The sequence below is a fragment of the Streptomyces sp. NPDC036822 genome (genome assembly GCF_055609145.1).
This window is the reverse complement of sequence record NZ_JBVJPY010000004.1, coordinates 531,162-542,427: the sequence shown is the minus strand read 5'-3', so window position 1 is coordinate 542,427 and position 11,266 is coordinate 531,162. Positions and strand designations below refer to the sequence as shown.

Genomic DNA, 11,266 nt, shown 5'->3' with positions numbered 1-11,266 from the left:
GTCGCCTGGGCGGTAGTGGGGCGCGGTGGTGGCGTGCGCGGTACGGCGCCGGGGTTCAGGGCCGTGCGGTCGGAGGCCCGGGTCAGCGCGGGTGGCCGGCGTCGGGCACACGCACGTCGGCGGCGGTCCTGGCGAGGATCTCGTCGGTGCCGACACCGGGGGCCGTCTCGACCAGCACGAGGCCGTCGTCGGTGACGTCGAGGACCCCGAGGTCCGTGATGATCCGGTTCACGCAACGCCGGCCCGTCAGCGGCAGATCGCAGCTCGCCACGATCTTCGGCGAGCCGTCCTTGGCGGTGTGGGCCGTGATCACGAGGACCGAGCGCGCGCCGTGGACCAGGTCCATCGCCCCGCCGATGCCGGTGACCAGCTTGCCCGGCACCGCCCAGTTGGCGAGGTCGCCCCGGGCGGAGACCTGCATGGCCCCGAGGACGGCGACGTCGATGTGGCCGCCGCGGATCATGCCGAAGGAGAGGGCCGAGTCGAAGAAGGAGGCGCCCGGGAGGACCGTGACGGTCTCCTTGCCCGCGTTGATGAGGTCGGGGTCGACCTGGTCCGGCGTCGGGTAGGGGCCGGTGCCCAGGATGCCGTTCTCCGACTCCAGCACCACTTCCACGCCGTCCGGGAGGTGGTTGGGTATGAGGGTCGGCAGTCCGATGCCGAGGTTGACGTACTGGCCGTCCTTCAGCTCGCGCGCGGCGCGGGCGGCCATCTGTTCACGGGTCCAGCTCATCGGACGGTCCTCTTCTCGATCCGCTTGTCCGCCGCCTGCTCGGGCGTCAGTTCCACCACGCGCCGCACGAAGATCCCGGGCAGGTGCACGGCGTCGGGGTCGATCTCCCCCGGCTCCACGAGCTGTTCGACCTCGGCGATCGCGATCCTCCCCGCCATCGCCGCCAGCGGGTTGAAGTTGCGGCTGGACCGGTTGAAGACGAGGTTTCCGTGGCGGTCGCCCTTCGCCGCCCGTACGAGCGCGAAGTCCGTGCGGATCCCGCGCTCCAGGACGTACTCCGCCCCGTCGAACTCCCGGACCTCCCTCGCCGGCGAGGCCAGCGCGACCCCGCCCCGACCGTCGTACCGCCAGGGCAGCCCGCCCTCCGCGACCTGGGTGCCGACGCCTGCCGGGGTGTAGAAGGCGGGGATGCCGCAGCCGCCGGCCCGCAGCCGTTCGGCGAGCGTGCCCTGCGGGATCAGCTCCACCTCCAGCTCACCGGCGAGGTACTGCCGGGCGAACTCCTTGTTCGCGCCGATGTACGACCCCGTCACCCGCGCGATCCGGCCCGCCGCCAGCAGTACGGCGAGGCCGGAGTCCATGGCTCCGCAGTTGTTCGACACGACCCGCAGGTTCCGTGCGCCCCCCGCGTACACCGCGTCGATCAACGTGCCGGGCACACCGCTGAGACCGAAGCCGCCCACGGCGAGCGAGGCTCCGTCCCGGACATCGACCACCGCCTCGGCGGCTGTGGCGACCACCTTGTCCATATCCGACGCCTCCGAAATCAGTCAGTGCACTGAGCATTTCCTCACGACGCGGTCATGCTGGCACCCGATTTCCCGCACGTCAATGGGTGGCTAGGTGGGCAAAGCCCTGGCGGGTATGGTTCCGTTTTACTCAGTACACCGATGAACCTGGCGTGAAGCGGGAGTGACCACCATGGCCGCAGTGGATCTGACCACCCATCCCGGGCACCTTGCCCGGCGGCTCCAGCAGGCGCACCACCTGCTGTGGAACACGATGGTCTCGGAGGAGATCACCTCCCCGCAGTTCGGTGTCCTCAACGCGCTGACGGCCGAACCCGGGCTCGATCAGCGGACCGTGGGCGAGCGCGTCGGCCTCGACCGCTCCACCATCGCCGAAGTGATCACCCGTCTCATCCGCCGCGGCCTGCTCGACAAGGTGCGCGACCCGGGGGACGGCCGCCGGTTCCTGCTGCACGTGACCGCCGAGGGGGAACGGACGCACCGGAGGCTGACCCTGCGGACGGCGCGGATGAACCAGGTCTTCCTCGCGCCGCTCTCGGACGAGGAGCGGACCCAGTTCATGGACCTGCTGCTGCGGGTGTCGGACGCCGCGGAGCGGCTGCGCGCCCCCGCGGAGCCGGCGGCCTCCGCCTGACGCCCGAGAGCGCGGGGAGAACCGCCCGGCGGGACGGTCAGACCGCGGGTACGGTCGCGAACCGGCCCACGACGCGAAGGTCCTCCTCGATCGCGGCCGCGGCGGCGCGCAGCTCGGGGAGCACGTCCCTGACGCACTCCTCGACGGTGCGGCGGCTGCTGTGCATGGCCACGTTGACCGCCGCCACGACGGCCCCCGCACGGTCGCGCACCGGTACGGCGATCGACCTCAGCCCTTGCTCCAGCTCCTCGTCGACGAGTGCGTACCCCTGCTCCCGCACTCGGTCGAGCAGCGCGGCCAGTTCCGTGCGCCCGGTGACCGTGCGCGGGGTGAGAGCGCGCGGCTCGACGCCGGAGAGCCACGCCCGGCGCTCGTCGGAGGGGAGGTCGGCGAGCATCACCCGCCCCATGGACGTGGCGTGGGCGGGGAAGCGGGTGCCGACCGTGATGTGGACGCTCATGACGCGCCGGGTGGCGACCCGGGCCGTGTAGCGGATGTCCGCTCCGTCGAGGACGGCCAGGGAGGCCGAGTCGTGCACCCGCCTGGAGAGCTCGCCCAGGTGCGGCGCGGCGATCTGCGGCAGCGGCATGCGCGAGAGGTACGGGAAACCGAGGGCCAGCACCCGGGGCGTGGGGCGGAACAGCCGGCCCTCGGTGTGGACGTATCCGAGGTGCTCCAGCGTGATCAGGGCACGTCGGGCGGTGGCACGGGCGAGTCCGGTGGCCTCGGCGACCGCGCTCAGGGAGAGGGCGCCGCGTCCCTCGCCGAAGGCGGTCAGGACCGTGAGGCCGCGGGCGAGCGATTCGACGAAACCGCGGCCGAGTTCCTGTTTCGAGGCGTGTGTCCACGCCGCGAGGCCCTCGGGCGGCGCGACCGCACCCGCGGCGGCCGGTGGCTGCCGCAGCAACTCCTCCCAGGCCGTCACCGCCGTCCGCAGCCGGGGCAGCATCGCGTCCCGCAGGGACGCGGCGGTGTGGCGGCTGGTGTGGCTCACCACGCTCGCCACGCAGGCGAGGCCGCCGTCGCGATCCCGTACGGGCAGGGCGAGCGCGACCAGACCGGGCTCGATGAGCTGGTCGTCCAGGGCCCAGCCGCGCTCCCCCGCCAGGGCCGCACGGGCGGCGAAGTCCCCGCCGCCGGCTCCGTCCGGCGCTCCGCCGCCGCCCGCCGCGGCTTCCGGAGGGACGGCGGGAAAGCCCGCGTCCCGGGGATCGGCGTGCCGGCGCGCTCGCCAGCGCTCCCACTCGCTCTCCGTCCATTCGGCGGCGAAGAGGGCTCCGGGGGCGGTGCGTTCGGCGGGCAGCGGATCGCCGATGCGGAAACTGAGGGACATCGCACGCCGGCGCGTGGCCTGGTGGACGAAGCGGATGCCGTCGCCGTCGCCCACCGCGAGCGAGACCGACTCGTCCAGCTCGTCGGCGAGGGCGTCGGCGTGGCGGCCGAGCAGGCCGGGAAGGCGGAGGGCGGCCAGATAGGCGTTGCCCAGTTCCATGAGCCGGGGAGCGAGGAAGACGTCGCGGCCGTCGAGGCGTACGTATCCCATGCGGGCGAGCGTGCCGGTGACCCGGTCGACGGTCGAGCGGGCCAGGCCGGTGGCGCGCTCCAGTTCGCTGAGGCTGAGGACCCCGTCGGCGTCGGTGAGTCCCCGCAGCACGGTGAGGCCGCGCATCAGCGGCGCGACGGCTTCCGGCGGGGCCGGGGTGCCCGGCGCCTCGCCGCTCGGCGCCGTCGCGGTATCGGTGGGTGACATGGACTCTCCCTGACGGATCTTGGGGACACCGTAGAGGACGGACGACCCGGGGTCCGGGCGCGGGCCGGACCGTCGGGCCCGGTCCTGGCCGGCCGGGCGGCCCGTCGGCGGCGGGGCCCGGGCCGGACCGTTGACAGCGGGCGGCGCCGGGCGCAGACTCTGCCGACCAGTGAGTGAAGTTTCTTTCACTATACGAACATTTCTCGGGAGGCACCGTGCACACCACCGTCGGGATCGTCGGCGGCGGCCCCTCCGGCCTGCTTCTGGCACGTCTTCTGCACCTCGCCGGCGTCGACAGCGTGGTCCTGGAGAGCAGGGACCGCGGCTACGTCGAGCGGCGGCAGCGCGCCGGCATCCTGGAGCAGGCCACGGTCGACGCGCTGCGGGCCGCCGGGGCGGGCGCCGGGCTCGACGCCGAGGGCCTGCCGCACGACGGGATCGAGCTGCGCTTCGCCGGCCGCGCCCACCGCGTGGACCTGCCCGGGTCGGCGGACGGCCGGCGGGTCTGGGTCTACGCGCAGACCGAGGTGGTCAAGGACCTCGTCGCACTCCAGCTCGCGGAGGGCGGGCCACTGCTCTTCGAGGCCGAGGTGCGGGCGGTGGAGGGCGCCGACACCGACCGTCCGGTGATCCACTACACCCACGAGGGCCGCGAGCAGACGCTGACCTGCGACTACGTGGTGGGATGCGACGGCTTCCACGGAGTGACCCGCACGGCGGTTCCGGCGGGCGCCCGGACGACGTACGAGCGGACCTATCCGTACTCCTGGCTCGGCATCCTCGCCGAAGCCCCGCCCGTCTACGACGAGTTGATCTACGCCCACTCGGAGCGGGGCTTCGCGCTGGCCAGCATGCGCTCGCCGGCCGTGAGCCGGCTCTACCTCCAGGTGCCGAACGGCACCGACCCGGCCGACTGGTCCGACGGACGGATCTGGAACGAGCTGGACGCCCGGCTCGCGCTCGACGCGGAGCCCGGGTGGCGGCTGAAGCGGGGCCCGGTCGTCCAGAAGTCGGTGCTGCCGATGCGCAGCGCGGTGACGGAGCCGATGCGCTGGGGCCGGGTCCTGCTCGCCGGGGACGCGGCGCACATCGTCCCGCCGACCGGCGCCAAGGGCCTCAACCTCGCCGCCGCCGACGTCGTCGTGCTCGCCCGCGCGCTCGCCCACCGGGCTTCCACCGGCTCCGACGCACTCCTCGACGCGTACTCCGACACCTGCCTGCGCCGGGTCTGGCGTGCCGAGCACTTCTCGAACTTCATGACGACCACGCTGCACACCGACCCCGGCCAGTCCCCGTTCGACACCCGGCTGCAGCTGTCACAGCTGGAACGGATCGCGAGCTCCCCCCACGCCGGCGCCGAACTGGCCGAGAACTACGTGGGGTTGCCGCTGGATCCCCGGTGACGAGGCCGGCGTACGGCAGCGGCCCTCAGGAGGCGGCCGGGGACGGGGCCGGCGGCGCGGCCGGGGGCTCGGCCGAGGTCGGGGGCGGGGGCGTCAGCCGGGCACGCAGCGCCGCCGCGTAGATCTCGTCCGGGTCGAGCCGGCGCAGCTCCTCCGCGATCAGTTCGGCCGTGGTCCGTACCTTCAGGGCGAGGACCCGGCTCGGCTGGCCGGGGATGGCGAGCCTGGCCACCGGCCCCTCGGGCCGGTCGATGCGGATCTCGCCGTCGGGCGTGCCCAGCCGGACGGCGGTGACGACCGGGCCGTCGGTCACGACCTGCTCGACCGGGACGTTCAGCCGGTCGACGAACCAGCGGGCCAGGAGTTCGGCACTGGGGTTGTCGGCCTCGCTCTCCACGACGGCCGAGACGACGGTCGTACGGGCCTGGTCCAGCGCGGCGGCGAGCATCGAGCGCCAGGGAGTGAGCCGGGTCCAGGCCAGGTCCGTGTCACCGGGGGCGTACGACGCCGCGCGGGCCGCGAGCGCGGCCGGCGGGTCCTCGACGGCGTAGGCGTCGGTGATGCGGCGCTGGGCGAGGGCGCCCAGCGGGTCCTTGGACGGCACCTCGGGGGCGTCGACCGGCCACCAGACGACGACGGGGGCGTCGGGCAGGAGCAGGGGCAGGACCACGGAGTCGGCGCGCGCGCCGAGCTCTCCGTGCAGCCGGAGCACGACGGTCTCCCCGGCGCCGGCGTCGCTGCCCACACGCACCTCCGCGTCCAGGCGGGGCGCGAGGCGCTCGCGCGGCGAGCGGGCGTGGCGCTTGATGACCACGAGGGTGCGCGAGGGGTGCTCGCGGGACGCCTCGTTGGCCGCCTTGAGCGAGTCGTAGGCGTTCTCCTCGTCGGTCACGATGACGAGGGTGAGCACCATCCCGACCGCCGGCATGCCCAGGGACCTGCGTCCTGACAGGATCGCTTTGTTGATCTTGCTCGAGTTGGTGTCGGTGAGATCGATCTTCATGACCTGCGCCCGTTCCTTCCGTCCGGTGCGAGCCGCTTCTTCCGCTGTTTCCCCGTAGCGCCCGCGGGACCGCGGTTCTTCCGCGGCGATTCCCCGCACTCTTCGGCACGGGAGGGGCGAGGGGCCGGTTTTCGGCCGACGACGCGCCGTACCGGACGTGTGGGGGCGCCGGGCTCGCGGGTCGGTCAGTGGAGCGCCGAGGCGCCCGGGCGGTCGGCGGCCGCGTCCCGGACCCGCGGGGCGGCGGAGCCGGCGACGACGTGCGCGTCCCCGGGGACGGCCCGGCCGGCGGCCCGGTCGCGGCGCTCGAGTCCCGCGGAGAGGAGGGCGAGGACCAGGGCGGCCGCGGCGAGGAGGGCGCCGACCCAGTTGGGGGCGGTGTAGCCGAGGCCGCCGGCGATCACCAGACCACCCAGCCAGGCGGCGAGCGCGTTGCCGAGGTTGAAGGCACCGATGTTCACGGCGGAGGCGAGGGTCGGGGCCCCGTGGGCGTGGTCGAGGACGCGCTTCTGGAGCGGGGGCACGGTGGCGAATCCGAGGGCGCCGATGAGGGTGACGGAGATGGCCGCCAGGACCTTGTCGTGGGCCGTCACGGTAAAGAGGGCGAGGACGAGGGCGAGGCCGCCGAGGGAGACGAAGAGGAGGGGCATGAGGCGGCGGTCGGCGTAGGCGCCGCCGACGAGGTTGCCGGCGACCATGCCGAGTCCGAAGAGGACCAGCAGCCAGGTCACGGAGGAGTCGGCGTATCCGGCGACCTCGGTCATCATCGGGGCGATGTAGGTGAGGGCGGCGAAGACCCCGCCGAAGCCGAGCACGGTCATGGCCATGGCGAGGAGCACCTGGGCGTTCCTGAAGACGGCCAGTTCGTGCCGTACGCGCACCCCCACGGGCTTCGGCATGTCGGGGACGAGCCTGGCGATGCCGAGCAGGCCCAGGACGCCGAGCGCGGCCACGATGACGAAGGTGGTGCGCCAGCCGACGGCCTGGCCGATGAGCGTGCCGCCGGGGACGCCGACGACGTTGGCGACGGTGAGGCCGGTGAACATCAGGGCGATGGCGCCGGCCTTCTTCTCGGGTGCGACCAGCTCCGCCGCGACGACGGAGCCGATGCCGAAGAACGCGCCGTGGGCGAGGGAGGCGACGATCCGGCCGGCCACCATGACGCCGAAGCTCGGCGCGACGGCCGACAGGAGGTTGCCGAGGACGAAGAGGCCCATGAGGACCATGAGCATCCGCTTGCGGGTCACCTTGGTGCCCAGCACGGTCATGAGCGGGGCGCCGACGACGACGCCGAGGGCGTAGCCGGTGACCAGCAGGCCCGCTGTGGGGATGGAGACACCGAAGCCGGCCGCGACATCGGGCAGCAGGCCCATGATCACGAACTCGGTGGTGCCGATTCCGAAGGCCCCGATCGCGAGGGCGAGAAGCGCGAGTGGCATTGAAGAGCACCTTCCACAGGATTGCGCGAGCGCTTTACTTGCGCTGACAATACTTGCAGACGCGCTTTAGTTGCAAGCGCGGGGTTTCTCGCGGTCGGCAGCAGGGGCGGCGTTGACGATACGACGGCCGCGGCCGGGCCGCCGGGGTCTCCAACTTCACGCCCACGCACCTCGACCGGCTCCTGGCCGACGCCACGCTCGTCCCGGCCGTCAACCAGGTCGAGCTGCACCCCGCCCTGCAGCAGAGCGAGCTGCGCGAGCACCACGCCCGGTTCGGCATCACGACCGAGGCCTGGAGCCCGCTCGCCCAGGGCGCCGTCCTGGGCGAGGCCGCCCTGCGGGAGATCGCCGCCCGCCACGGCAGGTCACCGGCGCAGGGTGGTGCTGCGCTGGCACCTCCAGCTCGGGAACGTCGTCATCCCCAAGTCCGTCACGCCGGCCCGGATCCGCGAGAACATCGACGTCTTCGACTTCACGCTGACGGCCGACGAGATGACCGCGATCACCGCCCCCGACCGGGGCCTGCGCACGGGGCCGGACCCCGACACGCTCGACTAGCGACGGGTGTCCCCGCGAGGCCGCCGAGCCGCGGGGCAAGAGGACACCCCCCGTCAGCGGAGCTTGCCGGTGTCGAGGATCTGGTCGGCGGGCGGTGGGGTGGTGTCCACTGGGCGGTCGAAATCGCTGAACGTGATCCGGGCGTCCGGCGCGGCGCTGCCGGAGTCGGTGGTGAGGACCTCGACGGGGTAGGGCTTCCCGGTCTTGGCGATGTGGACGGTGGTGACGTGCCAGCCCTCCCGGTGGTAGACGACGGCGTACGGCTTGCCGCCGCGGGTGATGTCGGCCCCACGGCGGTTTCCTGTGCCGCGCTCACCATCGACGCTCTTCATCACCTCGTCGAGCTCGCAGACGTCCTGACGGGTCATGGACTTCGCGGTCCGCTGGTCCGCCTTCATCCAACGGCCCCTGAGGACGGCGAGGACGGCGTCGGCCTTCTTGCCGGCGAGCTTGTCCTTCCCCTGCTGGAGGGTGGCGCGCCAGAACTCCTCGTCGCCCTTCAGATGGACGACGTCTCCGTTCTTGATCATCTCCATGGTGCCGGCGTCGGGCTGGGTGATCGTGCCGCGGCAGGATCCGGCCCTGTTCATGTGCATGTCCATCCGCACCTGGCGGCCGTTCTCGTCCGGCCCTTCGGTGATCATGCGCAAGGACGTGAGGCCTTCGACGGCGTCGGCGGCCTTGTCACTGATCTGGTCGCCCGTCAGGCCTTCGAAAGCGTCCTCGGGCGTGGACGGGCCCGCGCTCGTGGCGGGGTTCTTCGCCCCGCCGTCGGCGGTGTCCGGGCCACAGGCGGTGGCGGCGGTGACGACTGTGGCGCACAGGAGCGCGGCCGCGGCGATACGGCGGTCGGTGTGGTTCTTCACGTGCTCGTTTCCCTCCCCTTGGAACGGAGCGACTGTACGTGCCGGGTCTGACAAGGCCGGACGTCGTTTCCGCACCGGCCACGCCCCGACGACGGGCCCTACGCCGCGAACCAGTCGCGGCCCTGGGCCCAATGCGTCGCCCAGCCCGTGAAGCCGGGGACACCGGGCATCAGCGGGTGGGGCGACTGCGTGCCGAAGGGCATGGCGCCCTCGCCCGCGATCTGCCAGATGTGACCGCGCTGCGGGCCCGTGACGATCAAGTGCCAGTACATGCCGCAGCCGTCGGTGCCGAGCACCAGCGAGCCGTGGTCGAACACGGGGTCCGTCCGGGCCTCGAACTCCTCCTCCGACAGCGTCTCCTCGTCGCCCTCCGCCTCCCACAGCCAGGCCGCCGTGAGCGGGAAAGGCTCGGCAAGCAGGCGCTCGGGACGGTTCGGGCCCCAGTCCGAGGGCGTCTGCGCGAGGGGCAGCAGGCCGTAGAAGGGCGGCCCGGCGCGCAGCCCGTCGCAGATCTCCGCCACGAACGTGCGGTACGGCTCCGGGAGCACGATGCCGTGCTCCGCCTCGAACGCCCGCACCGCCTCCCAGCCGGCCGGGGGCAGCGCCCCGGGGCGGGACGCGAAGATCTCCCGGAGGGCGGCCTGCTCGGCCGGGTCGCGTGATTCCGTGTTCATGGCGGTCATCATGCAAGAGCCGGAGGTGACCGCCCGGGGCGGGCGGGGGTGGGATGCCTAAGACGGCCCTATCCGGGCACTCGCGGGTCGTAGAACCGGCCTCCTGACCCGCCGCCCGTCGATGGCGGGGGCGGGTGAGGCCGGTCGAACCGTCCCCGGGATCCCTGGAGAGTGGTCGTGACCGTTCGGGTAGGGGTTGAGGAAGAGTTCCACGTGATCGACCGGGAGCGCGGATCCCTGGTGCCGTGCGCCGATGTGCTGCTGGACGAGCTGCCCGGCGGGACGTTCACCCGTGAGATGGCGCGCTCGATCATCGAGACCAACAGCGAGGTCCACGCCTCCCTCGGGGGACTGCACGACGACCTTCTCCGCACCCGGCGGCGCCTGGACGAGGCGGCCGCGCGCCACGGCCTCGCCGTCCTCGGCGCCGGCACCGCCCCCCTGGGGCGGGTCGAGGCGGTGGACGTCACCCCGGAGCCGCGCTACCGGGACATGGCCGACGCCTACCGCCGCGTCGCGGACGAGCAGCTGATATGCGGTGCCCAGGTGCATGTGGACGTCCCCGACCGCGACACCGCGGTACGCGCCCTGTGCACGCTGGGGCCGTGGCTGCCGCCGCTGCTCGCTCTGTCGGCGAGTTCACCGTTCTGGCTCGGTTCCGACACCGGTTACGCCAGCTGGCGGACCATGCTGTGGCAGCGCTGGCCCACCGCGGGACCGGCCGGCTGCTTCGACGGCGCCGCGGAGTACGACGAGGCGGTGACGGGCCTCATCCGGTCGGGCGTGATCAGCGACGCGGGAATGATCTATTACGACGTCCGGCCGTCCGCCCATCAGCAGACCCTGGAGCTGCGCGTCAGCGACGCCTGCCCCCGCCCCGAGACGGTGGTGATGATCGCGGGGCTCTTCCGCGCCCTGGTGACCGACGCCTGTGCCCGTACGGCGCCTCCCGGCCGACGGGAATGCGACGGCAGGCACGAGTGGCTGCGCGCGGCGACCTGGCGCGCGGCGCGGTCCGGGCTCGAAGGGGACCTCGTCGATCCGGAGACCCGCCGCCCGGCTCCCGCGCCGCGGGTCATGGAGACCCTCCTGCGCCGGCTGCGTCCCGCGCTGGAGGAGCACGGCGACTGGGAACCGGTGCGCGAACTCGTCGCACGGGCGGTGGCGACCGGCAGTGCGGCCCGGCGTCTGCGGGCGGCCGCCGCGCGGGACGACCTGCTGGCCGCCGTCGACCTGCTCGCCGCGGAGACCCGCGGGGAGGAGCCCACGCGCGCCCGCGCCTCCGCTTCCGCGCGGGCCGCTCGCGTACTCCCGGCCGAGGAGACGCGACCCGTACGGGTGAAAAGCGCCGAACAGCGCCCTGCACGGCGTGTCGCGGGGGACTGATGTCCTCGCGAGGTGCTATCCGGCCCGCCGGGCCGACGCGGGGCGATCCGTGGGACCCGTCCCGGAGCCGC

10 protein-coding genes and 1 pseudogene are annotated in these 11,266 nt (G+C 73.3%); 4 read left to right on the top strand and 7 right to left on the bottom strand.

Going from position 1 to position 11,266, the window contains the following annotated elements; all coding sequences use genetic code 11:
• Nucleotides 1-82: 82 nt before the first annotated feature.
• Together ACZ68P_RS13025 and ACZ68P_RS13020 are read right to left on the bottom strand one after the other, a co-directional pair.
• Nucleotides 83-733, bottom strand: coding sequence for a CoA transferase subunit B (locus ACZ68P_RS13025; RefSeq protein WP_471005486.1), 651 nt, complete (start codon nucleotides 731-733; stop codon nucleotides 83-85).
• The gene (locus ACZ68P_RS13020; RefSeq protein WP_471005485.1) at nucleotides 730-1,482 is read right to left on the bottom strand and encodes a CoA transferase subunit A; all 753 of its coding nucleotides are present in this window, start codon (nucleotides 1,480-1,482) and stop codon (nucleotides 730-732) included. The genes ACZ68P_RS13025 and ACZ68P_RS13020 overlap by 4 nt, the downstream gene beginning before the upstream one ends.
• A 172-nt stretch (nucleotides 1,483-1,654) precedes the next feature.
• On the opposite strand from ACZ68P_RS13020, the gene ACZ68P_RS13015 reads away from it, so the two are divergent.
• Nucleotides 1,655-2,116 carry a MarR family winged helix-turn-helix transcriptional regulator gene (locus ACZ68P_RS13015; RefSeq protein ID WP_471005483.1) on the top strand — a complete coding sequence of 154 codons (462 nt, stop codon included), beginning with the start codon at nucleotides 1,655-1,657 and terminating at the stop codon, nucleotides 2,114-2,116.
• Nucleotides 2,117-2,153: 37 nt separating this feature from the next.
• Here ACZ68P_RS13015 and ACZ68P_RS13010 read toward each other — a convergent pair whose 3' ends face one another.
• Nucleotides 2,154-3,866, bottom strand: a complete 1,713-nt coding sequence (locus ACZ68P_RS13010; RefSeq protein ID WP_471005482.1) for an IclR family transcriptional regulator domain-containing protein — start codon at nucleotides 3,864-3,866, stop codon at nucleotides 2,154-2,156.
• Nucleotides 3,867-4,081: 215 nt separating this feature from the next.
• On the opposite strand from ACZ68P_RS13010, the gene ACZ68P_RS13005 reads away from it, so the two are divergent.
• Entirely contained in the window at nucleotides 4,082-5,269 is a 1,188-nt protein-coding gene (locus ACZ68P_RS13005) for a 4-hydroxybenzoate 3-monooxygenase (RefSeq protein WP_471005481.1), read from the top strand.
• 25 nt (nucleotides 5,270-5,294) lie between these two features.
• Here ACZ68P_RS13005 and opcA read toward each other — a convergent pair whose 3' ends face one another.
• On the bottom strand, nucleotides 5,295-6,272 hold the full coding sequence (gene opcA, locus ACZ68P_RS13000) for a glucose-6-phosphate dehydrogenase assembly protein OpcA (protein ID WP_471005480.1): 978 nt from the start codon (nucleotides 6,270-6,272) through the stop codon (nucleotides 5,295-5,297).
• Between the two features lie 185 nt (nucleotides 6,273-6,457).
• The gene (locus ACZ68P_RS12995) at nucleotides 6,458-7,711 is read right to left on the bottom strand and encodes an MFS transporter (RefSeq protein WP_471005479.1); all 1,254 of its coding nucleotides are present in this window, start codon (nucleotides 7,709-7,711) and stop codon (nucleotides 6,458-6,460) included.
• 122 nt (nucleotides 7,712-7,833) lie between these two features.
• Here ACZ68P_RS12995 and ACZ68P_RS12990 point away from each other — a divergent pair.
• Nucleotides 7,834-8,269: pseudogene (locus ACZ68P_RS12990) on the top strand (aldo/keto reductase); the annotation flags it as partial.
• Nucleotides 8,270-8,322: 53 nt separating this feature from the next.
• Here the strand turns inward: ACZ68P_RS12990 and ACZ68P_RS12985 are convergent.
• Both ACZ68P_RS12985 and ACZ68P_RS12980 read right to left on the bottom strand, forming a co-directional pair.
• Complete coding sequence (locus ACZ68P_RS12985; RefSeq protein WP_471005477.1) at nucleotides 8,323-9,135, bottom strand: hypothetical protein; 813 nt, start codon at nucleotides 9,133-9,135, stop codon at nucleotides 8,323-8,325.
• A 98-nt stretch (nucleotides 9,136-9,233) separates the two neighbouring features.
• On the bottom strand, nucleotides 9,234-9,821 hold the full coding sequence (locus tag ACZ68P_RS12980; RefSeq protein ID WP_471005476.1) for an SMI1/KNR4 family protein: 588 nt from the start codon (nucleotides 9,819-9,821) through the stop codon (nucleotides 9,234-9,236).
• A 165-nt stretch (nucleotides 9,822-9,986) separates the two neighbouring features.
• Here ACZ68P_RS12980 and ACZ68P_RS12975 point away from each other — a divergent pair, with 165 nt between their 5' ends.
• Nucleotides 9,987-11,195 (top strand): carboxylate-amine ligase, encoded by a 1,209-nt coding sequence (locus ACZ68P_RS12975; RefSeq protein ID WP_471005474.1) that lies wholly within the window; start codon nucleotides 9,987-9,989, stop codon nucleotides 11,193-11,195.
• The last annotated feature ends 71 nt before the right edge of the window (nucleotides 11,196-11,266 follow it).

What these genes read in the sequence shown, in the direction of transcription:
- ACZ68P_RS13025 (WP_471005486.1), bottom strand. Translation starts at nt 733, where the DNA reads ATGAGCTGGACCCGTGAACAGATGGCCGCCCGCGCCGCGCGCGAGCTG.
- ACZ68P_RS13020 (WP_471005485.1), bottom strand. Translation starts at nt 1,482, where the DNA reads ATGGACAAGGTGGTCGCCACAGCCGCCGAGGCGGTGGTCGATGTCCGG.
- ACZ68P_RS13015 (WP_471005483.1), top strand. Translation starts at nt 1,655, where the DNA reads ATGGCCGCAGTGGATCTGACCACCCATCCCGGGCACCTTGCCCGGCGG.
- ACZ68P_RS13010 (WP_471005482.1), bottom strand. Translation starts at nt 3,866, where the DNA reads ATGTCACCCACCGATACCGCGACGGCGCCGAGCGGCGAGGCGCCGGGC.
- opcA (WP_471005480.1), bottom strand. Translation starts at nt 6,272, where the DNA reads ATGAAGATCGATCTCACCGACACCAACTCGAGCAAGATCAACAAAGCG.
- ACZ68P_RS12995 (WP_471005479.1), bottom strand. Translation starts at nt 7,711, where the DNA reads ATGCCACTCGCGCTTCTCGCCCTCGCGATCGGGGCCTTCGGAATCGGC.
- ACZ68P_RS12980 (WP_471005476.1), bottom strand. Translation starts at nt 9,821, where the DNA reads ATGATGACCGCCATGAACACGGAATCACGCGACCCGGCCGAGCAGGCC.